Origin of the sequence: Paludisphaera mucosa, assembly GCF_029589435.1 — a bacterium.
Classification (GTDB): domain Bacteria; phylum Planctomycetota; class Planctomycetia; order Isosphaerales; family Isosphaeraceae; genus Paludisphaera; species Paludisphaera mucosa.
Genome location: NZ_JARRAG010000002.1, coordinates 4,258,016 through 4,279,058 on the forward strand (window position 1 = coordinate 4,258,016; position 21,043 = coordinate 4,279,058).

Genomic DNA, 21,043 nt, shown 5'->3' on the forward strand with positions numbered 1-21,043 from the left:
CAATCTCATCATTATAGACTCTCACATAGATAGCAATCCAGATAGCGGCTACGTGTCAGGCACGATGACACCCGAGGATGCAGCACCGTTCGCAGGAGATGGCGGATGGGCATACGAACATGACCCCCCCATGATGCAATTGATGTGAAAAAGCACATTGAGTGGATACGGACCGCATGGCAGCGAGGGGGAATTCGCAACTCCCCACCCTATCGATCCATCAACAATATCTGGCGCAATCCCTGTGGGGCCCGGCGAGAAACTGCTCCCAGATGGATTTATAGCTAATCCAGGCTACAAAGGCCCAAGACGATGAGCGTACACAAGATGTATATCGTCGATAGCAATGGAGTTTTGTTCAATTGTTCGGTGTCGTCCTCTGATTCACCTCCGTGGTCTCTGGAGTTTGAGAATGATGTCTTAGGTCGAATTGCCTTGGCCGGGCCGGATCTCTTCGAATGTCTTTGCCAACTGCGACATTGGTTAGCCTCCAAAGATTTTCGAATTCTTGTTAATGGGGCACGCATTGACGCTTGGCCTTCGAGCATGGCTCGCCAGATGGGAGGAGCGAGAAAGCTCTACGTGACAAGAATAGGATCGAGAGCAGTATTCGAAGATCTCGTTCCCATTTTTGGCGAAACGACCGCTGATAAGCTTGGAACCGTTAAAGAGCAAGCCGATTATCATAAACAATGGCTGGAGAGTTTATCATGAACGAAACGCCTATTGCGCCATCGGACGAGGCAATCAAGGAAGCAAAAGAGATTCCCGAATGGCTGGGTTGATCAAATTGATGCGAAATACAATCGCAAAGATTATTTCCCACCCGAGGCGATTATTGGTGCCTGGAAAGTCGACGATCGCGGCAACATTGTTGGAGAATTTATTTTGAATCCTAATTACAATTCAATTAAAATCGACAAACCATAATATTGCGTTGTGGGTCGTCTGCCAGGGCCTGTTGACTGTCCGGAGTCTGATCGAGTAAGGGTTTACTGAGTCCACTCGGCGAACTGAACAGGGGTTCCGACTGGGACGTACCATAGGTATGAGACCCATAGGCACCCCTGAAGAACTCGAACGCCGTCGTCGTCGGGCCGTGGAACTGGTCAAGCGCGGCGAGTCCCCCGCCGAGGTCGCCTACTTCCTCGGCTGCGGGCGATCTTCGGTCTGCACCCGGCTGAAGGCCGCTCGAACGGCCTCCGAGGCCGTCGCCGCCCGGCCGCATCCCGGCCCGACGCCCCGGCTCTCGGACGAGCGGGTCAAGGAACTCGAAGGGCTCCTGCTCCAGCGGGCCGGGGCTCACGGCTGGCATAACGACCCTGGAGCGCCCGCCGGGTCGCCGAGTTGATCGAGCGGCGTTTCCAGGTCCACTTCCACCCCGAGCACGTCCGCAAGATCCTCCGACGGCGGCTGAAGTGGAGCAGTCAGAAGCCGCAGTTGAAGGCCAAGCAACGCGACGAAGAGGCGATCGCCCGCTGAAGGGGTCAGGAACTGCCCCGGGTCGTCGAGGAGCCCCGACGCCGCCGGGCCCACCTGGCGTTCCTCGACGAATCGGGCTTCCAACTCACGCCGACGGTTCGCCGCACCTACGCCCCCAGGGGCCGCACGCCCGTCCAGAAGGCCTGACATCGCAAGGGGAAGGTCTCGGCGATCAGAGCCGTGACCATCAGCCCCATGCGGAGCCGGCCCAACCTCTACTTCCGGCTGTTCTCCGACGAGGCCAACGCCCGCGCCGAAGACGTCGTCTCGTTCCTGGCCCAACTTCGCGCCGAGATCCGCGGGCCGATGACCATCCTGTGGGATCGGAGCCGGATCCACGGCCGCTCGCGTCTCGTGAAGGCCTACCTGTCGAAGCATCCGGAGATCGTCGCTGAAGACTTCCCCGGCTACGCCCCCGAAGCCAACCCCGACGAAGGCGTCTGGGGCTGGACCAGATACCATCGCCTGCCGAACTACGCCCCCGACGGGACGAGGGGACTCCGATGCCGTCTGGCGGCGGAATTCGCGGGCCTGCGTCGCCGGCCCGATCTCCTGGCCTCGTTCATCCGCCACGCCGAGATCCCGCCACGCTTGTGAGCATTGTCCCGTTGGCCACGCTGGACTCAGTAGTTTCCGGATCCAGGAGATCTAGAATCGACACAGACCCCAAAACTGCAAACGATCTGATTCATCAAAAATTAGACATTCCCCCGGAAGCCAGTCATAATAAGCTACATATCGAGCGTCGAATACTCCTACGTCCAATTTACTCTCGATGCTAAACGGTTCTTCGACTGGTGCCGGAGGATCAACGCTGACCATACACCGATAAAGCAAGGGGAAATTGGTGCGGCGACCCACGTCAAGGACATCTATACGACCGAGGTGGCCCCCGTCAGCAACGGAAGGACTTTCAGCACCAAGGGCGAATGCGGCATAAGCGGTGTACACGATTCAACCAACAGCACGTGCTATGTAATATTTTCGTGTCGCTAGGGCCTGTTGACTGCCCGGGGGTTGATCCGGTAAAGGTTTAAGACGGGCCGCGTCCCAGGAGCGGCGTCGCCGGACCCGTCGTCGCTCCCGGCGACCGCCGTCGCGGGGAGGGGGACGAGGTCCTGCGGTCGTGGGTGCAGCGTAAAGCCTTCGTCGCTCGGGCTGTCAGGTCGGGGAGAAGGACGGGCGTATGGTGCCGCGAATGTTCTCGACCGCCGAGTGGCTCGCCACGCTGATGCGCCGGTGGGACCGCCAGGGATACACGCCGAACGTCGCGTTGACCGAGAATGGTGGGGTACCGCCCATCCGCCTTGAGGAGGCGGAACGGACGATAGCGCTCGTCCAGACGGCCGACGGCCGCCAGCTCGTCCTGACCAGCGATCGGATCGTCGAGGGCGATCGGACCGTCCTGAGGTACGGCGAGGTGAGCCGTTGTCATTGGATCACCGATCACGCCGACCCGTGGGAAGCCGCACGGCTAAAGCGAACGCATTGGCACCGATTGATCCTTGACCTGAGCGACGGTCGGAAAGTGGCGTTGGATCAGTTGGGGCAGGCGGTTTTCCCCTTGCTCCGGTTCTTCCAATCGATCAGCCGAGTTTCGGCCAAGTGAACTTTCCGACGGCCGTCCATTCAGGTTTCTAGGGCCTGTTGACTGTCCGGAGGCTGTTACGGTAAAGGTTTAAGGCGGATCACGACCCAGGAGGGGGGCCGACGCCGCCATGCGATACTTGATCACCGACGAGACTTGGTCCGTCTTCGGCCCTATGGTCGAGAAGTGCCGCTCGAAGCTGGGCCCCGAGCCGGAGCTGCCCGACCGCATGTTCTTCGAGGCGGTCCTCTACTGGGCGAGGACCGGCATCCCCTGGCGCGACCTGCCGGCCGAGTTCGGGGCGTGGGACGCCGTCTACAACCGCTTGCGCCGCTGGATCCACTCGGGCCGGCTCAAGAGGCTGTTCGAGCTGATGTCCGAGCGGGCCGAGTGCGAGGACGCCCGCCGGCTGATGATCGACTCGACGGTCGTGCGGGCCCATCAGCACGCCGCCGGGGCCGGGCGGAAAAAGGGGGCGGCGAAGCGCAGGCCCTCGGGCGGTCGCGCGGCGGCTTCACGACGAAGGTGATCGCCGTCGCCTGCGACGAGGACGGCGTCGTCGCCCTGGACGTGGCCGAGGGCCAGAGGAACGACGCCCCTTTGGCGAAAGGCGTGCTGATCGAGGCCCGCGACGCGGTCGGCGAGGTCGCCGAGGTGCTCGGCGACAAGGGGTTCGATTCCGACGCCGTCCGCGACGTCGTCCTGGACGACCTCGACGCCCTGCCGGTGATCCCGAACCGGAGCAACCGGAAGGAGCCCTGGCCGTGGGACGACGAGATGCGGGAGGTCTACAAGCAGCGGAACCGCGTCGAACGCGCGTTCGCGAAAGCGAAGCAGTTCCGCCGCTTCGCCACGAGATATGAGAAGCTGAAGGACGTCTACCTCGGCGTGGCCCGCCTCGTCTTCGGCTTCATCCACGTCCGGAGGCTCGCTCAATCCGTCAACACGCCGTAGAGCGCCGAACAGTCGAATGGCACACGGTCTGAAAGGAGATCTCGGCAAGAGGCCGTCGACGGCCGAAGTCGGCTGCTCGGCACTCACGAAATGCAATCGTAAATCGATAATAATCGCACGACGCCCGCCATTCAGGGCAGGGTCGAATAGATGACCACGTTGGCGGCGATCCGCAGGGCGCTCTCGTAGACGTAGCCCTTGCAGTCGAGGCCCGAGTGGCGTTCGAGGGCGCAGCCGATGTCGAACTTGGAATAGATGATCGACCAGTGGCCGTTGATCTTGACCCCTTCGAGCTGGGGGTAGTCCTTGCCCCCGCCGGCGGCCTTGGTGTACTGCGCGTCCTTGAGGTTGAAGTAGACCTTCTCGGAGAACAGCTCGTCGTCCTTGGGGATCGGGATCAGCGGGTTGTTGGGGAAGAGCTCGGCGGCGAACCGGCGGAACGAGGCGTCGAAGCCGGGGCTGCCGCAGGCGGCGTCGGCGAAGATGGTGCCGCCGCCGGGGTCGACGTGCTTGCGGAGGGCGTCCAGGTCCTCGGGCGAGAACGAGGCCGCGGCGCGGCCGTGGAAGTAGAGGAACGGGTAGTAGATCAGGTTGGGGTCGCCGGGCGCGAGGTCCTTCTGCGAGACCGCCACGTCGAAGCCCAGCGGCGGCTTGCGCAGGGCTTCCATCAGGTTGGGGACGGCCAGGGGGGCGATGTTCCAGTCGCCGCCGTGCTGGAGCTTGGCGATCCGCAGCGACCCCCGCTTGGGGGCGTCGGCCTTGAAGTCGTGGACCTCGCGGACGATCAGCTTGTCGGCGGGCAGCTCGCGGCCGGTGGCGTAGTCGATGATGTTCTGGCCGACCTTGGTCGCCAGGCCGACGGCCGGGTTCTTGCGGTCGCGGTCGGTGCGGTCCATCTGGTTCCAGAAGCAAGACAGGTCTTTCTGCGAGTAGATGACCACGGTCCGGCAGCCGTGCTCGATCCCCATCAGCGGGTAGGCGTTGGGGGCGAGCAGGTGCTTGGCCCGCCAGACGGGGTGGTCGTCGGAGAGGGGCCTGAGCTGGTAGGCCTCCTCGGGGAAGACTTGCTTCATGAGCTTCTTGAAGCCCGCATCGAACTCGGGGCGGCCGCAGCAGGCGTCGGCGACGATGAAGCCCCCCTGGTCGACGTAGTCGCGCAGGTTGTGCACCGCGAGGTCCGAGAACTCGGGGGCCTGGTGGCCGTTGAGGAAGACGATCGGGGCCTGCAGCATGTCCTGGACGCTGGCCGAGCCCGGGTCGACGACCTGCCAGGTTAGAAGGTGCTTCCAGTCCTGAGAGACCAGGTTGACGATGTTGCGGACGTCGTCGGCGTCGTTGTCCCAGTCGCCCCGGGGGCCGTGGCGGAGCTTGTTCACCAGCACCGGCGCGCGGCCCTTGGCGAGGAAGAGGAGGGCGAAGCTGGTGGCGATCAGCGGGTCGCCCTCGTTGACGGCCCCCTTCCAGTAGCCGCCGAGCTTGTCCTGCTCGTGGACGAGGGCCTCGGCCCCCTCGCGGTACCAGTCGTGGTCGCCGAAGAACCGGACGCCGCCGAGCCGCCCGGCGCGTTCGACGCCGTAGAGGAAGTAAAGCCGCCAGCTCTGGCCGGTCGGGAAGTTCTGGCCGACCTGGAAGCGGTTGGCCATCCAGGCGATGCCGCGCTGGAGGTTGATGTTCGTGGTCCCCTTGCCGCAGTTCTGGATGGCCTCGCCGTGGATCTCCTCGGACCCCTGGTATCGCCGCAGGCCGGTGATGACCAGGCTGGAGATGCCGGCGGCCGTCATGCTCGACGTGGAGAGCTGGTCCTGCTGCTTGTGGAAGTACCCCCAGCCGCCGTCGCCCCGCTGGGCGCCCTCCCAGTAGGCCCGCGCCAGGTTCCAGACGGCGGGCTTGGCCTGGACGCCGGCCTCGGAGGCCGCGTGCAGGCCGAGCAGGGCGTACTGGGTGTTCGAATTGTCGCCCCGGCGGCCCCGCTTCCCCAGGTTGTAGGTCCACGAGCCGGGCCAGTCGACCTCGTCGGAGGGCACGATCTGGGCGCGCTCCAGCCAGGTGACGTTGGCGACGATCCGCTGGAAGTCGCGCTTGGGGTCGGCCGCGGCGTAGACCATCGTCTGGAGGGCGACGGCGTAGGTGGAGTCGAGCTGCTCGGGGCCCCACTTGCGGAGGTTGTCGAGCGACGCGCGGATCGCCGGCGAGTCGACCGGCTCGCCGGCGGTCAGCAGGGCGAGGGTGACCAGGCTGCTGAGGCCCGTGCGGGCCTCGTTGGCGACGTAGTCCTTCCACGCGCCGGTGTCGAGGTTCTGCTGCTTCTTGAGCCAGCGGACCCCCTCGCGGATGGCCCGCTCGACCTCTTCGTGGGTCACGGCCGCGCGGGCGACGCCGCCGGCCGCGCCCATCGCCGACCCGACCGCGAGGCCGACGAGGGCCCCGATCACGACCCGGAACCGGAACCTGTGCGACATGGCGAGCCTCCCCTGCCCGGGCGGCCGCCGCCGAGAACCGGCGGGCGAGAACCCCCTCGTCCCACTATCCCGCGCGCATCGCCCCGGCGGCAAGCCGAGAAGCCGGCGGCGACCCGGCGCGGCCTCAGCGGGCCGCCTGTTGCAGGTCGGGGGGCAGCTTCGGCATGGCCGAGCCCGGCCGCGGGCCGAGGGCGAGCGACATGACCTGATGGCCGCCGACCGGGAAGGAGAAGGCCCAGTGCGCGTCGAGCGACGGGATCAGCGTGCCGAAGGCGATCGGACGGTCGCCGACGGGGAGGGCGGAACCCGGCCGGACGCGGGGCAGGCCCGTCGCCGGCGCCAACTCCAGGTCGGCCGCGTAGACCGTCCCCCGGTTCTTCGCCGGCTCGTGGCGCAGGAAGATGAGCTGCAGGCGGCCGTCGCAATGCACCACGCTGGGGTAGCGGAGCCGCACCCTGGGCTCGGCGGCGACCGGGTCGGACGGCTCGAAGATCGGGCCGGCGGCGACGATCGCCTCGCCGTCATCGCTCAGCTCGAGCCACCAGGGGGCGATCGACGGCGTGAGTCTCGTCTCGACGCCCTTCCGAAGGACCGTGAGCGAGACGATCAGCCGGTTCCGCATCTCGGGGAGCCCCGACCACACGGGATCGATCAGGAACGGCTCGCGCCCGCCCGGCGGGTCGCAGCGCCACTGCAGGGCCACGACCGACGAGCCGCCCGCCGCGTTCCGGCCGTCGGCGGGCTCGGGGGCGAAGCGATACGAATAGAGCCGCCCGGTGGCCCCGGGGAAGATCACGCGGTCGTCGCGCGAGGGATCCCAGGCGGGCCGGCCCGTCGGCATGACTTCCAGCTCGAGGCGCTCCAGGACCTCGGCCTGCGGGAGCCGCAGCCGGACCAGGCCCACGGCCCCCTCGGCGTCGTACGGGTCGCCGGCGATCGGCGTGGCGAACCGGCCCACGGCCTCCATCGAGCCGTCGTCGGCCATCCACGGCGACGGCGTCAGGTACTCCCAGCGTTCGGCGTCGGGGGTGGCGACCCGCCGCACCCGGCCGTCTTCCCGGTGGACCAGGTCGACGGAACCGCCGGGCCCGGTCTCGGCGCCCAGGATCTCCCAGGGATTCGGCGCGGTCGCGACGGTCGTCGCCGGGCGGGGCTGGAACTGCGCCGCGGTCAGGGCGGCCAGCGACAGGCCGGCGAACGCGAGGACGCTCATTCGGGCGATCGTGTGCAGGCTGGTCAGCATGGTAAGGCACCCGTCTTAATTGTTTCGTTCTCACCCCCGTGCCGGGGGGCCGCCGCGACTTCGAGGCGGTGGACGATCGGGGGCGGGAGCGGGCCGGGGCCCGGCTGCGGGACTGGCGTCGCCGGTCGGCGAGCCGTTCGTGGGCCGCCCGAACCCGGCCTGGAGAGGGCTGCGGGGCAGGGGCGATCAGGGGGTGGGGGGGTCGGAGGGAGGGTGAAGTCCGCGTTCGTCCGACACCATGCTACTACGCAATTCGGGGGCCGACCGTTGGTCCGGAACGCCGCGGATCCTCCTCGACCGCGACGCAACACCCTGGAAAACGAGCCTTTGCGAATCGCCGAAAAACGACCGAGGCGCCCTCGCGACGGGTCCGGGAGGACGTTCGGGCGGCTTCGGCGCGTCGAGGACCTGGGCGGGCCGCCGGATTCTTGGGCGTCGTCGAGATCCGCGACGAGCGTCGCCGCGGTCGCTTGAATCCCGGATCGGCGACGCCCTACAATTGCGGACTGCCCACGCCTTCACGGGCGCGGACGGCCACGCAACCTCGCCCCCCCTCGAACCCTAGAAGACGGACCACCGGATGTCCAACGCGACCGACCGGATCACGCAGCTCCTCGACGAGTTTCGGCACTCGCGCGACGTCATGGCCGCCGAGCTGAGCAAGGTCATCATCGGCCAGCACGACGTCGTCGAGCTGATCCTGGCGGCCATCTTCACCCGCGGGCACGTCCTGCTCGTGGGCGTCCCCGGGCTGGCCAAGACCCTGATGGTCAGCTCGATCGCGCGGATCCTCGACGTCGGCTTCAAGCGCATCCAGTTCACGCCCGACCTGATGCCCTCGGACATCACCGGGACGAACGTTTTGGAGGAGCCCGAGTCGGGCCGTCGCGAGTTCCGGTTCGTCCCCGGCCCCCTGTTCTCGAACATCATCCTCGCCGACGAGATCAACCGGACGCCCCCCAAGACCCAGGCGGCCCTGCTCCAGGCCATGCAGGAGCGCGAGGTGACCGTCGGCCAGGAGACGCTGAAGCTCCCCGACCCGTTCTTCGTCATCGCCACCCAGAACCCGATCGAGCAGGAGGGGACGTATCCGCTCCCCGAGGCCCAGCTCGACCGCTTCATGTTCGACGTCCGGGTGGGCTATCCCTCGCTGGAGGAGGAGAAGAAGATCCTCTCGGGGACGACCAAGGGGGAGACGCCCGAGCTGAAGAAGATCCTCTCGGCCAAGGCGATCGTGAACCTCCAGCGGCTCGTGACCTCGGTGCCGGCGTCGGAGTACACCGTCGACTACGTCGCGCGGCTGGTCCGGGCCACCCGGCCGGCCGACGAGCGCGCGCCCCAGTTCATCAAGGACCTGGTCGACTACGGCGCGGGCCCCCGCGCCGGCCAGAACCTGATCCTGGCCGGCAAGGCGATGGCGGCGATGGACGGCCGCTACAGCGTCTCGCTCGACGACGTCCGCAAGGTCGCGATCCCGGTCCTCCGCCACCGCCTCAGCGTGAATTTCCAGGCCCAGGCCGAGGGCCAGACCACCGAGTCGCTCATCCAGCGCCTGGTCGCCGAGGTCCGCGAGCCCGAGACGCCGAAATACGAGCGAAAAGGCGCGTGATTCGCCCCTGCGTCTGGGCGATCCGGCCCCGCTCGTCGTAGGATGAGGGGGAAGCCGCCGCGCCCGAGGACGAGACGGGCGGCGGCCTTGCGCGATCGGAAGACTCGGCCGGCGCCGGGCGGCGGGCCGGCCTTGCGCGTCGCGACCACCCCCGCGGAGCACCGATGGGTAACGCCGAGAAGTTCCTGAAGCCCGAGGTGATCCGCCAGGTCTCGCGGCTGGACCTGCGCGCCAAGTTCATCATCGAGGGCTTCATCGCCGGGCTCCACGCCAGCCCGTTCCAGGGCTTCTCGGTCGAGTTCTCGGAGCACCGCAAGTACAGCCCGGGCGACAACATCTCGGACATCGACTGGAACGTCTTCGCCAAGACCGACCGCTTCTACACCAAGAAGTTCCAGGCCGAGACCAACCTCACGGGCTACCTGGTGATGGACCTCTCGGCGTCGATGGGCTACACCCACCGCCAGGAGCTGACCAAGTTCGAGTACGGGATCAGCCTGGCCGCGGCGCTCGGCTACCTGATGATCCACCAGCAGGACCCCGTCGGCCTGGTCGCGTTCGACAAGAAGGTCCGCCGCAGCCTCGCGCCGGGGAGCCGGCGGTCGCAGCTCGCGAACATCCTCTCGCTGCTGGCGCAGCTCAAGCCCGAGGGGGAGGCCGACTTCGAGGCCAGCCTGAACCAGGTGGCCTCGATGATGCGGCATCGCAGCCTGGTGATGATCTTCAGCGACCTGCTCGCCGACCCCGAGCCGATCCGCCGGGCCCTGTACCGGCTGCGGTTCTCGGGGCACGACGTCATCGTCTTCCACATCCTCGACGAGGCCGAGGCCGCCTTCCCGTTCGAAGGCATGGTCCTGCTGGAGGACAACGAGACCGGCGAGGTGCTCGAGGTCGACGCCGACGCGATCAAGGCCGACTATCTGGACGAGGTCGCGGGCTTCCGCGCCGCCTACAAGACCGACTGCGTCCGCGCCCGGATCGACTACGTGCCGCTGCACACGGGGATGCCGTTCGACAAGGCCCTGATGTCCTACCTGCTGTCCCGGCAGGCGCGAGGCTGACGCCCATGGAATTCTCGCTCATGCACGCGGGGCTCGCCGCCGGTGCCGCGATGGCGGCGGTCCCGGTGATCCTCCACCTGTTCATGAAGCCGACCCCCAAGCACGTCGTCTTCCCGGCCCTCCGACTGATCCGCGAGCGCCAGAAGCGCTCGAAGAAGAAGATGCGGATCAAGAACTGGCTGCTGCTGGCCGCGCGGATGCTCTTGCTCGCCCTGATGGCCCTGGCGCTGGCCCGTCCCCGGCTCCACTCCGAGACCCCGCTGGGCGACGACTCCGTCCCCACGGCGCTGGGGCTGGTGTTCGACACCAGCCTGTCGATGGGCTACATGCAGAACGACAAGTCGCTGCTCGACCAGGCCAAGGAGCGGGCCCGCGAGATCATCGACCGGATCCCCGACTCGAGCCTGGTCTTCGCGGTGAACTCGGCCGACCCGGGCGCGCCGGTGGGGCTCTCGCCGTCCACGGCGCGGAAGTGGATCGACGACCTGGCCGTGCGGCCGGTGAACCGCCCGCTGAACATGGCGATGGGCCAGGTCTATTCGGCCGTCGCCGAATGCGACCGCCCCCGCCGCGAGGTCTACGTCCTGACCGACCTGACCAAGTCGGCGTGGGACTCCGGCCGCCCCGCCGAGGGGCTCGACAAGGTCGAGAAGGCCGGGTCCGCCGGCGGCAAGATCGCCACGGTCGTCCTCCGGCTGGGCCCCCCGGAGCGCGAGAACGTCTCGCTCGACGAGGCCACGCTCCCGGCGAACGTCGCCCCCCAGGGCGAGCCCGTCGAGGTCCGCGGCCTGCTCCGCGCGCACGGCCCCAAGCCCGCCGAGCGGATCGTCGAGTTCTACCTCGACGGCGTGAAGCGCGACCAGAAGCCCGTCGAGCTGCAGCCCGGCGGCCAGGCCGAGGTCCGCTTCCTCACCCCCGCCAAGCTCAAGGAGGGCGAGGTCCACCGCGCCGAGCTGCGCGTCACCGGGGCCCCCGACCCGCTCAAGTTCGACGACCAGCGGTTCCTCAGCTTCGAGGTCCGCCCGGCGCTCAAGGTCCTGCTCGTCTCCGACCTGAACGTCGACGCCGAGTTCGTCTCGGTGGCGCTCGACCCCGACCAGGCCCCCGGCGCCGCGCGCAGCTACCAGACCGAGACGACCCGCGCGGCCGACCTGGCGACCCGCTACCGCGAGTCGCTGAAGGGCTACGCGGCCGTCTTCCTGCTCAACGTCGAGGCGCTCGACGCCGCGGCCTGGGGCCTCATCAACGCCTACGTCCACGAGGGGGGCGGCCTGGTCGTCGGCCTGGGCGACCGCTGCAAGGCCGAGAACTACAACGGCCCGGTCGCCGGCCAGGTGCTCCCCGCGCAGCTCGCCGAGGCCGCCTCGCCGCCGGGGAAGGGGACGACCTTCGGCAAGATCGCCGACGTCACCCACCCCATGTTCGACCGCTACGCCCGCGAGATCGACGCCCAGTTCGCCGTCATGCCCGTCTACCGCTACTGGAAGATCCAGGCGGGGGGCCCGGGCCGGACGCTTTTGAACTTCGCCGACGGGGCCCCCGCGCTGCAGGAGCGGAACTTCAAGGGGGCCCGCACCGGCCGCGTCCTGATGTGGGCGACCCCGCTCGCCCGCCGCGTCCGCCGGTCCGACCCCGCGGCCTGGAACGAGTTCCCCAACTCCAGCTACTGGGCCTTCCCCGTCGTCATGAACCTGACGATCCCCTACCTCGCCGGCTCCAGCGGCGACCGCCTCGACTTCGAGGCCGGCGACGACGTCATGCTGAACCTCGGGCCCGACGCCCACCCCCAGGACGTGCTCGTCACCGGCCCCGACGGCAAGACCACCGAGCGGACGTCGCCCCCGCCCGCCGGCGAGCCCCTGAAGCTCACCGCGCCCCAGCTCCTCGGCCAGTGGACGGTGGCCGCCGTCGGCCCCGGCGACAAGAAGGCGCTCATGGGTTTCAGCCTCAACCCGCCCCGCGCCGAGAGCCAGTTCGTCGACCTGGACAAGGCCGACCTCGACGCCCTCTTCGGCAAGGAGGGCTACGCCCTGGCCGGCGACGACAAGGCGCTCCAGAAGGTCACCGAGCTGATCCGCGTGGGCCACGAGATCTTCCCCTGGCTGATGTTCCTGATCCTGATCCTCGTCACAGCCGAGAACTACCTGGCCAACACGTTCTACAAGGAGGCCACGGGCCCGACGATCACGCCCACCGGGTCTTCGGCCCCGGCCCCGGCCGCCGCCTGAGCATCCGGGCTCGGCCGTCCGACGCATGGGGTTTTTCCGGCCGGCTCGGGGGCACGCCAGTGGGGCCGAAAGAAAGGCAGTTTGCTCTGTAGAAAACCAGTGAACCGGCGTCGACTTCGGGGGTGTAGAATTGAGATGTGAACACGAGCAAGTCCCCCCGCCACATCCTGCAAACGGCCTATGGAGGGGGCCCGCGCCGCGTTGCCGGACCCATCGACACAAGTCCAGCCCTGAGAAGTTCACGCACATTCTACCGCCGGGCTTCATCGCACGGCGCAGGCGGAGAGTAGGGCATTTTGACCGTATTAATCAAGCGAAAGTTGATGTCGCGAGCTCGGTCGAGCGGAAAGGGCCGAATTCCGATGTGTTCCTGCGTCGAACTTACCTGAGGTCAGAATGGAGAATCTTACTTCTTGGCAGAGCGATCTACCGTCAAGACTGGATCAAGCCAGACAGGGACGAATTCCTCACCGCCTCTAGGTACAGCTCGTAACCGTAGATGGTGAACCCCGCTCACGTCGACTTCGAATGCGATCGGTTCGTCGAACTTGGTTACCGGCGGCGATTCCCAGAGCAAGCGGTCGCCGGAGAGAACCTGGAAAACCAAAGGCCCAGGAGGCTTCTCCCATTTTTCGTCGGGCATGCGGCACAATGCAACTGAACCTTTGAATTGGTTCGCGTTGCCGTTAATCGCATATGTAACTTCGCCGTCACCCGAAAAAAGCCGGGTTGCGATACCGCGAATCCGCAGCCCATTCATGAGGATCGGTCGCCGTTGTCGGGAAGGTAATTCAATCATGCCGTTGTTCGAGAACCAGGATTCCGGACCAGTGAGCCCTTCATACGGAATCGCGCGTAGATCAAGACCGTCTTTTGACTCGACCTTCCGTTTGACGAATTGATTTAGCTTTTTGAACTTTTTCTGCCTGCGATTTACACCCTGGACGTCTTCGAGTACGAACCATCCTTCTGGGCCAAATAGAGTTATGTCGACCTCGTCTATTCCGGCCGCCATACCCGTTGAGAAGCCCAACGGGATTGAGACGACTTCACCCGACTTGAAGGGCGGAAGCACGAAAACGCCCGTGGTTGAAGCGTCGACCATCTCTTGACGCGGCATCCTCGGCCCTCTCGTCGTGACTTGCACGAGAGAGTCCGAGACATCCCGATCGCTATTGGACAGCCTGAGCACGACCTCCTTGTTTCTATCGATCACAACGAATTCGCACTTTAGCCACTGAACTCTTCTGTTCCTGCTGGCAATTTTTTCCATACTGTTTGATATCGACTTGTTCACGACGCGACCTGCGGCATAACAGCGTTCAGCGTGAGAGCGTTCCATCGACTGCATTTCCCTGACCGCCTCCTGCTGCGCACGTGAATTCGCAACTGCGATTGCCTGTGCTTGGGCGCTGCGGCCGATTTCTCGATTCATGGTTGACATCATATTCTTTACGAATGCATCAGGCTCCATACCAAAGGCTGTGGAGACCAAATTCTCAAGCATGGCACCTCTTACATTGTTGACCATCTGTAGATCAGGCCCGGCACCATTGTATGCAACATTATTAGCCTGTAGGTACAAATTCATGTATCGCGTCAACTCGTCCGGCGACGCGAATGCGTCGTCGTTCGCCTTGATTATGGCATTAAGATCCTGACGGAGCGGGTCCTTTGCTTCCGAGACGAGCTGAGGCATGATTCGAAAATCAGGCGGCTTTCGCTCGAATCGATCGTCGATCTTCGCCCGCATGCCTAGCATCGTGAAAAACTGCCGCTCCTGAGGCGTGAGCCAATCTGGCGGATCGGCCGCGAAAGAGAGGCTTGAGGCTGACGAACAGAGGGCAACGAAGCAGGCAAAACGTATTACACTTAAACTCATATATTGATTCCATAAATGTTTCACTGGTGGGCTGAATTCCCCATCAAGGCTTGATGAGCGATCGTGCCCCCCTGGGAAACAGTGAGCGGAGCCGGTGGACCGGCTGGTAGCAATTTCGCACCCGCCGAAGCATCTTAACCGCAACGGCACAAAGCGAGCCATTGTAAATCAGGATGGCCCAACACGGATTCCGGGGTCATGGGGCGTCTGGTCATCCGATTCGCTAAGATCGAACGTCTTGGACGGGCTTGACCGCCGCCGCGATCGGATTCTCGAGCCGCCGCATCCTGGTGAACACCCAGGACTTTCTCGTCGACTCCAAGTCAGTTCGTTCGCGTGTCGGGGGTCGCCTTCGCCGTCACGTACGTCGCCCTGGTCGGCGTCCATGCACTCTGGAAGGTGTTCTCGCCGCCCCAATCCGACCGTCTGCCCTGGGCCGAAGTCGTCTACGGGCCGGCGATCACGGTCGTCTCAAGCTCCCTGCTGTTTTTCGGGTCGGTCTGGCTCGAGCTTCTCATCCGGTCTCGTCGAGATGCGAGGCGACGAGGTCGGCCGCTCGGCCCGGCCGGCCCGCCCTGGACGCGGCGCGGCCCTCGATGAGACAATCGTCCCAGGGCGTTCGCCCGTCCGGACGCCTCCCCCGCTCACCCATCAGCAGGTCCCCCCGACGCCATGGACTCAGGATTCAGCGTCAGCCTCAACCCGATCGCCCCGTGGCCGTTCCTCGTCGTGGCGTCGGCGGCCGTCGTCGGCCTGACGATCGCGGCCTACGCGCGCAAGCTCCGCGGCCCTGGCGCGAGCTGGCGGTGGGTCGCCCTGGGGCTGCGGCTGTTCGCGCTCCTGCTCTGCCTGCTGGCGGCCCTGCGGCCGTCGGTGATCCTCCAGGAGAAGAAGAAGCAGGCGGCGTCGATCGTGTTCCTGCTCGATTCGAGCACGAGCATGAAGATCCAGGACGAGGCCAACAGCACGGCCCGCTGGAAGTCGGCCCGCGAGGCCCTGAAGGCCGGCGTCGAGGCCGCGAAGAAGCTCAGCGGCGACCTGGAGGTCAAGGCCTACGGCTTCGACTCCGCCGTCCGCGACCTCAACCTCGACGAGGAGGCCGCCGCGCCCCCCGAGCCCGACGGCCGCGAGACCCAGCTCGGCTCGGCCCTGCTGGAGATCGACAAGAGGCAGGCGCAGGGGGCCCGACGGATCGCCCGCCTGGTCGTCCTGTCCGACTTCGGCTCGAACAACGGAACCAACCCGCTGGTCGCCGCGCGGCGGTACCGCGACCAGCAGACGCCGGTCTCCACGGTCGTCTTCGGCACCCAGGGCGCGGGGGCCGGCTCGCGCGACGTCGCGGTCCGCGAGATCACCGCCGGCCCGACGGTCTTCGTCAAGAACAAGCTCGAAGTCCGCGGCGCGCTCTCGGCGCGGGGGTTCGGCGGCCAGACGCTCGACGTCGAGCTGTTCGTCGAGGACCAGCCCACGGCCGTCGCCAAGGCCCAGGTCAAGGTCCCCGACGGGGCCGACTCGGTCCCCATCACGGGCCTGAACTACATCCCCCAGACGCCCGGCGAGAAGAAGGTGACGCTCAAGGTCGCCCCCCGCGAGGGCGAGCTGGTGCTCTCGAACAACGAGATCAGCACCTTCGTCACCGTCCTCAGCGGCGGCCTGAACGTGCTGTTCGTTCAGGGGCCGAACTTCACCTGGGATTACAAGTACCTGATGAACTCGATCGGCACCTCCCCCGACATCGAGGTCAAGGGGGCCCTGATCCGCAAGCCGGCCGTCGGCGACAAGGGGGAGCTCGACGACGACGAGTTCACGCCGGGCCGGTACGACGTCTACGTCGTCAGCGACATGCCGGCCGACTTCCTGACCCCCAGGCAGCACCACCTGCTGGCCGACGCGATCAAGAAGGGCGCGGCGGGGATGATCATGCTCGGCGGCCGCAACAGCTTCGGCCCCGGCGGCTGGGGCCGGACCGAGATCGCCGACGTCCTCCCCGTCGAGGTCCATCCCGGCGACGGCCAGATCGAGCCGCCCGGCGGCGTGCAGTTCAAGCCCAACGCGATCGGCCTGAACAGCTACCTGCTGCAGATCGGCTCGGACCCCGCCAACACCGCCAGGCTCTGGGAGGCGCTGAAGCCGGTGCAGGGGACGAACCGGTTCGGCGAGCCCAAGCGCGGGGCCGAGATCCTGGGCACGGCCAACGGCGTCGACGCCGAGCCGATGATGCTCTCGATCGAGACCGGCCGCGGCCGAACGATCGCCTACGGCGGCGACACCTGGGTCTGGGCCCGCACCGAGCTGGGCCGCCCCGCCCACCGCAAATTCTGGCGGCAGGTCGTCTTCTGGCTCTCGCACAAGGAGAACCAGGGGAGCGACCAGATCAAGCTGAGCATCGACCGCCGCCGCGCCGCCGTGGGCCAGTCCGTCGAGATGACCATCGCCGGCCGCGACGCCAAGGGGGGCCCGCTCAAGGACGTCGACTACGACGTCAAGGTCGAGCGCGAGGGCGAAGGGGCCGAGGCGACGAGCGAGGCCGTCGAGGACTACATCCGCGGCGACGAGTCGCTGGCCTCGTACCCCGCCCGCGGCAAGCCCGGCGACTACAAGGTCACGGTCATCGGCCGCCGCAACGGCCAGGAGGTCGGCCGCGACACCGCGCGGTTCCTGGTCTACCAGGACGACCGCGAGCTGGAGAACCCCTCGGCCGACCCCGAGCTGGCCCGCCAGATCGCCGAGATCACCGCCGGCGAGCCCGTCCCCCCCGAGCAGCTCGCCAAGCACCTCGCCGGCCTCGACAAGGCCGCCTTCACCGAGTACGTCAGCCCCACCGAGCACCGCGTCTGGGACAACTGGCCCTTCTTCCTCCTCTTCACCCTCTGCCTGACCCTCGAATGGTGGCTCCGCAAGCGCCACGGCTGGGTGTGAGGGAGGGGCTCGCCGACGTACGTCGAGGCGCTACTCATGAAGACGTTGGTCGATCGATTAGACGCGTGGCTCCGAAACTACCGGCCGCGGTATCATCAGCAGCTCCTCCCCGGGCGGACGGAATCTGAACTCGACGCGTTTGAAGACTCGCTCGGGTTCGGGGTCCCGCAGTCATTCAAGGATCTCTATTTATGGCGAAACGGGCAGCGTTCGGATTGCTCGGACGCTTTCCAGTACAACACGATGTTCCGAAGCCTGGAGGATGCGGCTGAGAGCCGGACCATCATGAACGAGCTGCTGGAGAGCGGCGGCTTCGAGGGGGAGAATCGGTGGAATGCCAGGTGGGTCCCCTTCATGGCGCACCATGGCGGCGATCTGCTGTGCGTGGACATGGACGGCAGCTTCGGCGGCAAACCAGGCCAGTTGCTCTACTTCTATCACGATTCGGAAGACAGGGTCATTCGATTCCCGTCGCTGGAGAAGTGGCTGGAAGCGTTCGTGACTACGCTGGAATCAGGAATGTGGGAAGAAGATGAATATGGGTTCCAGCCGAAGGATGACGATCAGGTCATGGCTTCAGCCAAGCAATGGAATCCCGGCTATCCCATCTATTGCAAGGCCGACCGATAAAGCCGGCCCCTGAATCGCGATATCATTTCGAGCCGTGGACGGGTACACCCTTGGGATGTCAAAAGCCGACCCTGGGAACGGATCGATGATGGACGTGATCCCGTTCGATCCCCGGCGGTTCAAGACGGCGGCGGCCAGCTATCTGGTGGGCCGGCCCGTGTATCCGCCGCGGCTGTTCCGACGGATCGTCGAGCTTTGCGGGCTCGATCGGTCGCATCGGGCGATGGACCTGGGCTGCGGGCCGGGGCAGATCGCGATCGCCCTCGCGCCTTACGTGGGGCGGGTGGTCGCGGTGGACCCGGAGCCCGAGATGCTCAAGATCGCGGCGGGCGAGGCCGAGCGGGCGGGGCGGGAGATCGAGTTCGTCCAGGCCAGCTCCTACGACCTGGGGCCCCGATTCGGGACCTTCCGGCTGGTGGCGATGGGGCGTTCGTTCCACTGGATGGACCGGGCCGAGACCCTGCGCCGGCTCGACGCGATGATCGAGCCCGAGGGCGCGGTCGCCTTCCTGCACGACGACCACCCCACGGTCCCCGACAACGCCTGGTTCGCGACCTTCCAGGAGATCGTCGCGCGGCACGCGGCCGACGACGTCGCCAAGCGGGTACGGGCCGGGAGGGCCGGCCACGAATCCGTGCTGCTGGACTCGCCCTTCCGCAGGCTGGAGCGGATCACCGTCTTCGAGCGGTCGTCGATCCCGGTCGACGCGCTCGTCCTGCGCCTGCGCTCGATGTCGAGCGTGGCGCGATCCCGGGTGGGCGACCGCGCGGAGGACCTCGCCGCCGAGGTGCGCGAGGCGATCACGCCCTTCGCCCGCGACGGCCTGCTGAGCGAGGTTATCGCGGCGTCGGCCCTGATCGCCTCGCGCGAGGGCCCCTGATGACCGCGACGCCCGACTTGTCGGGCGCCGTGGGTCGGGCCGCTCAGGGATTGCCGTTCTTCTGCTGGAGGGCCTTCTGAAGGAGGGCCGGGTCGAGCTTCAGGGGCTTGGCCGGCTTCTTGGGCTTCGGGGCCGGGACCTCGTCGTCCTCGTCGGCGACGGGGAGGGGCGGGGCGTCGTCCTCGGCCGGGGCGGGGGCGGGGGCGGGGGCGACGGTCTTCGGGCGGGGGATCTTCGGCGAGGACTTGGGCTCGGCTCCGGCCTGCCCGGGCAGTTTGGGCATGACGCCGGAGACCGCGAACGGGACGGGGGCGTCGTCGGGATTCGCGTTCTTGTCGTCGACCCAGCCCTGGCCGGGGTTGAACCGCATGGGGGGGACGTCGATCCGGCGGACCGTGACGGGCGGGGCGCTCGCGCCGCCGGCCCCGACGATCGGGTCGACGTCGACCGACGACCGGCTGATGCGGCCGCGGTCGACGGCGAAGGTCTCCTCGCCGTCGGGGGCCGCCTTGGGCGCCTCGCCGGCGAGGGGGTTGGCGACGGGGCGGGCGCGGAGGTTGCCTACCCAGGCGGCGAGGATCTGGTACGCCTTGTCGTTCGAGCCCTGGAAGATGGGCCGGGTGTTCGGCCCCTTGCCGTGGGGGCGCAGCGAGCTTCCCAGCAGCTCGCTGCGGCCGGGGTTGCCGCGGTCGACCAGCCGGAGCGCGGCGTCGAGGTTGGCGCGCAGGGCCTCGGGGGTCTGGTCGGCCTTCTTGCGGACGTGGACGAGCTGGAAGGCGCCGTCGTAGCGCTCGTCGTGGCACTTCGCGCAATACGTCTGCAGGACCGGGTGGACGTAGTTCTTGAACTCCTGCGCCCGCTTGATCGCCGCGTTGGGGGGCAGGTCGAAGACCACCGGCAGGTCGCTGACGCCCATCCCCTGGCGCGCCCCGCGGACGATCGCCATGTCGAGCGCGGCGGGGGCGGGGTCGACGACGTCCGCGCCGGTCTGCTGGACCTGGTCGTCCACCGGCTGCCGCCGCGAGACCCGGGCCTCCTCCATCAGGATGGAGGTCGTCATGGCCCTGGCCTGCATGTGCTTGGGGTCGAGCTTCAGGATCAGCTCGAGGTGCTCCTTGGCCTCGGCCTGGAGGCCGCTGGCGAGGCACCACTTGGCCAGCTTCACCTGCTCGTCGATGTCGTCGTCGGGGACCTGCTCGCGCTTGAACGCGTGGACTTCCTGGATCGAGTCGAAGACCCGCTCGACCTTCTTGCTGGGGAACCGCATGGCCCCGACGGGCTGGGTGACGACGACCTTGTCCTCCTCGGGGTCCTCGGTGACCACGCCCTTGATGAGCCGGCCATCGACGATCAGGACGAATTTCTCCGGCGCCTTCGCCGGCTTGGCGTCGGCCTGCGCCGGGGCTCCGGCCGCCGGCGGGGACGCCGCGGGCTCGTCCGACTCGGCGGGATCCTGGCCCTTCCAGCCCGCGAGCCCCAGGGCGGAGAGGGCGACGACGACGAGCGTTCGATTCGACTGGATCATGACCCTTAGGCCCTATCACGACGCCTTCGGCCGGCCGGCCCCGTGCGTCGCGTCGAGAATTTGAGGGGGATATGGTGGCGGGACGTTATCCCGGGTCCTACAATTCGTCAAGCCGAACCAACGGCGCGGAATTTGTTTGTAAACAGTGAAGTTCCAAGATGTTTCATCCGAGGGCGTGAGGCCGTGTTCGACGAATCCCCCATGCTCCGCGAGCTGATCGGCCAGGTCGTGGTCGTGGACCTGATCTCCACCTACGTCTGCCTGGGAGTCCTGACCGGCGTCGACCCGCTCTTCCTGGAGATGCGCGACGCCGACCTGCACGACTTCCGCCATGGGGCGGCCACCCGCGAGGTCTACACCTACGAGTCCGCGACCCTGGGGGTGCGCCACAACCGCACCCGCGTCCTGCTGCGGCTCGCCGACGTCGTCGCGGTCTCGCGGCTGGACGAGGTCGCGACCACCTGAACGGGACATCCGTCCCGATCGCGAGCGAACCGACCGGGAATGCGGGCGTACCATATTCGTGCAAGAAACCGTCGCAGGAAGCGAACCACCCTCGCCTCGCCGCCGGCTCCGTGAAGAC

The 21,043-nt window shown here is 66.8% G+C and carries 17 protein-coding genes and 1 pseudogene; 14 read left to right on the forward strand and 4 right to left on the reverse strand.

The window, feature by feature from the left end:
* The first annotated feature begins 312 nt into the window (after window positions 1–312).
* The 7 genes and pseudogenes from PZE19_RS26390 (at window position 313) to PZE19_RS26420 (ending at window position 4,024) form a co-directional block, all read left to right on the forward strand.
* Entirely contained in the window at window positions 313–714 is a 402-nt protein-coding gene (locus PZE19_RS26390) for a hypothetical protein (protein ID WP_277863591.1), read from the forward strand.
* Window positions 715–1,048: 334 nt separating this feature from the next.
* The gene (locus PZE19_RS26395; protein WP_277863592.1) at window positions 1,049–1,351 is read left to right on the forward strand and encodes a helix-turn-helix domain-containing protein; all 303 of its coding nucleotides are present in this window, start codon (window positions 1,049–1,051) and stop codon (window positions 1,349–1,351) included.
* Window positions 1,348–1,482, forward strand: coding sequence for a winged helix-turn-helix domain-containing protein (locus PZE19_RS26400; RefSeq protein ID WP_277863593.1), 135 nt, complete (start codon window positions 1,348–1,350; stop codon window positions 1,480–1,482). The genes PZE19_RS26395 and PZE19_RS26400 overlap by 4 nt, the downstream gene beginning before the upstream one ends.
* Window positions 1,483–1,662: 180 nt before the next feature.
* A complete protein-coding gene (locus tag PZE19_RS26405; RefSeq protein WP_277863594.1) occupies window positions 1,663–2,079 on the forward strand; it encodes a transposase in 417 nt (138 codons plus the stop codon).
* Window positions 2,080–2,680: 601 nt separating this feature from the next.
* Window positions 2,681–3,091, forward strand: coding sequence for a hypothetical protein (locus PZE19_RS26410; RefSeq protein WP_277862101.1), 411 nt, complete (start codon window positions 2,681–2,683; stop codon window positions 3,089–3,091).
* A gap of 109 nt (window positions 3,092–3,200) precedes the next feature.
* Window positions 3,201–3,500, forward strand: a pseudogene (locus tag PZE19_RS26415) (transposase); the annotation flags it as partial.
* On the forward strand, window positions 3,461–4,024 hold the full coding sequence (locus PZE19_RS26420) for an IS5 family transposase (RefSeq protein WP_277862100.1): 564 nt from the start codon (window positions 3,461–3,463) through the stop codon (window positions 4,022–4,024). The pseudogene PZE19_RS26415 and the gene PZE19_RS26420, both read left to right, overlap by 40 nt.
* 131 nt (window positions 4,025–4,155) lie before the next feature.
* Here PZE19_RS26420 and PZE19_RS26425 read toward each other — a convergent pair whose 3' ends face one another.
* On the reverse strand, window positions 4,156–6,483 hold the full coding sequence (locus PZE19_RS26425) for a DUF4159 domain-containing protein (protein ID WP_277863595.1): 2,328 nt from the start codon (window positions 6,481–6,483) through the stop codon (window positions 4,156–4,158).
* Window positions 6,484–6,607: 124 nt separating this feature from the next.
* The gene (locus tag PZE19_RS26430; RefSeq protein WP_277863596.1) at window positions 6,608–7,726 is read right to left on the reverse strand and encodes a hypothetical protein; all 1,119 of its coding nucleotides are present in this window, start codon (window positions 7,724–7,726) and stop codon (window positions 6,608–6,610) included.
* Window positions 7,727–8,369: 643 nt separating this feature from the next.
* Between PZE19_RS26430 and PZE19_RS26435 the strand changes: the two genes are divergently transcribed.
* The 3 genes from PZE19_RS26435 to PZE19_RS26445 all read left to right on the forward strand — a co-directional run bounded on the left by PZE19_RS26435 (window position 8,370) and on the right by PZE19_RS26445 (window position 12,624).
* Window positions 8,370–9,335: an AAA family ATPase gene (locus PZE19_RS26435; RefSeq protein ID WP_368411385.1), complete on the forward strand. Its 966-nt coding sequence runs from the start codon at window positions 8,370–8,372 to the stop codon at window positions 9,333–9,335.
* 164 nt (window positions 9,336–9,499) lie between these two features.
* Window positions 9,500–10,396: a DUF58 domain-containing protein gene (locus PZE19_RS26440; protein WP_277863598.1), complete on the forward strand. Its 897-nt coding sequence runs from the start codon at window positions 9,500–9,502 to the stop codon at window positions 10,394–10,396.
* Window positions 10,397–10,401: 5 nt separating this feature from the next.
* Complete coding sequence (locus PZE19_RS26445; RefSeq protein ID WP_277863599.1) at window positions 10,402–12,624, forward strand: BatA domain-containing protein; 2,223 nt, start codon at window positions 10,402–10,404, stop codon at window positions 12,622–12,624.
* 406 nt (window positions 12,625–13,030) lie between these two features.
* Here PZE19_RS26445 and PZE19_RS26450 read toward each other — a convergent pair whose 3' ends face one another.
* A complete protein-coding gene (locus tag PZE19_RS26450) occupies window positions 13,031–14,377 on the reverse strand; it encodes an NPCBM/NEW2 domain-containing protein (RefSeq protein ID WP_277863600.1) in 1,347 nt (448 codons plus the stop codon).
* Between the two features lie 801 nt (window positions 14,378–15,178).
* Between PZE19_RS26450 and PZE19_RS26455 the strand changes: the two genes are divergently transcribed.
* The 3 genes from PZE19_RS26455 (at window position 15,179) to PZE19_RS26465 (ending at window position 18,935) form a co-directional block, all read left to right on the forward strand.
* On the forward strand, window positions 15,179–17,425 hold the full coding sequence (locus PZE19_RS26455; protein WP_277863601.1) for a glutamine amidotransferase: 2,247 nt from the start codon (window positions 15,179–15,181) through the stop codon (window positions 17,423–17,425).
* Between the two features lie 36 nt (window positions 17,426–17,461).
* Window positions 17,462–18,055, forward strand: a complete 594-nt coding sequence (locus tag PZE19_RS26460) for an SMI1/KNR4 family protein (RefSeq protein WP_277863602.1) — start codon at window positions 17,462–17,464, stop codon at window positions 18,053–18,055.
* 85 nt (window positions 18,056–18,140) lie between these two features.
* Entirely contained in the window at window positions 18,141–18,935 is a 795-nt protein-coding gene (locus PZE19_RS26465; RefSeq protein ID WP_277863603.1) for a class I SAM-dependent methyltransferase, read from the forward strand.
* Window positions 18,936–18,978: 43 nt separating this feature from the next.
* Here PZE19_RS26465 and PZE19_RS26470 read toward each other — a convergent pair whose 3' ends face one another.
* Window positions 18,979–20,460 (reverse strand): hypothetical protein, encoded by a 1,482-nt coding sequence (locus PZE19_RS26470; RefSeq protein WP_277863604.1) that lies wholly within the window; start codon window positions 20,458–20,460, stop codon window positions 18,979–18,981.
* Window positions 20,461–20,643: 183 nt separating this feature from the next.
* Here PZE19_RS26470 and PZE19_RS26475 point away from each other — a divergent pair, with 183 nt between their 5' ends.
* Window positions 20,644–20,925 carry a hypothetical protein gene (locus PZE19_RS26475; RefSeq protein ID WP_277863605.1) on the forward strand — a complete coding sequence of 94 codons (282 nt, stop codon included), beginning with the start codon at window positions 20,644–20,646 and terminating at the stop codon, window positions 20,923–20,925.
* Window positions 20,926–21,043: the final 118 nt, after the last annotated feature.

Excerpts from the sequence above, each read along its gene's own strand:
- PZE19_RS26390 (WP_277863591.1), top strand. The coding sequence starts at position 313 with ATGAGCGTACACAAGATGTATATCGTCGATAGCAATGGAGTTTTGTTC.
- PZE19_RS26395 (WP_277863592.1), top strand. The coding sequence starts at position 1,049 with ATGAGACCCATAGGCACCCCTGAAGAACTCGAACGCCGTCGTCGTCGG.
- PZE19_RS26410 (WP_277862101.1), top strand. The coding sequence starts at position 2,681 with ATGTTCTCGACCGCCGAGTGGCTCGCCACGCTGATGCGCCGGTGGGAC.
- PZE19_RS26425 (WP_277863595.1), bottom strand. The coding sequence starts at position 6,483 with ATGTCGCACAGGTTCCGGTTCCGGGTCGTGATCGGGGCCCTCGTCGGC.
- PZE19_RS26430 (WP_277863596.1), bottom strand. The coding sequence starts at position 7,726 with ATGCTGACCAGCCTGCACACGATCGCCCGAATGAGCGTCCTCGCGTTC.
- PZE19_RS26435 (WP_368411385.1), top strand. The coding sequence starts at position 8,370 with ATGGCCGCCGAGCTGAGCAAGGTCATCATCGGCCAGCACGACGTCGTC.
- PZE19_RS26440 (WP_277863598.1), top strand. The coding sequence starts at position 9,500 with ATGGGTAACGCCGAGAAGTTCCTGAAGCCCGAGGTGATCCGCCAGGTC.
- PZE19_RS26445 (WP_277863599.1), top strand. The coding sequence starts at position 10,402 with ATGGAATTCTCGCTCATGCACGCGGGGCTCGCCGCCGGTGCCGCGATG.
- PZE19_RS26450 (WP_277863600.1), bottom strand. The coding sequence starts at position 14,377 with ATGCGGGCGAAGATCGACGATCGATTCGAGCGAAAGCCGCCTGATTTT.
- PZE19_RS26455 (WP_277863601.1), top strand. The coding sequence starts at position 15,179 with ATGGACTCAGGATTCAGCGTCAGCCTCAACCCGATCGCCCCGTGGCCG.
- PZE19_RS26460 (WP_277863602.1), top strand. The coding sequence starts at position 17,462 with ATGAAGACGTTGGTCGATCGATTAGACGCGTGGCTCCGAAACTACCGG.
- PZE19_RS26465 (WP_277863603.1), top strand. The coding sequence starts at position 18,141 with ATGATGGACGTGATCCCGTTCGATCCCCGGCGGTTCAAGACGGCGGCG.
- PZE19_RS26470 (WP_277863604.1), bottom strand. The coding sequence starts at position 20,460 with ATGATCCAGTCGAATCGAACGCTCGTCGTCGTCGCCCTCTCCGCCCTG.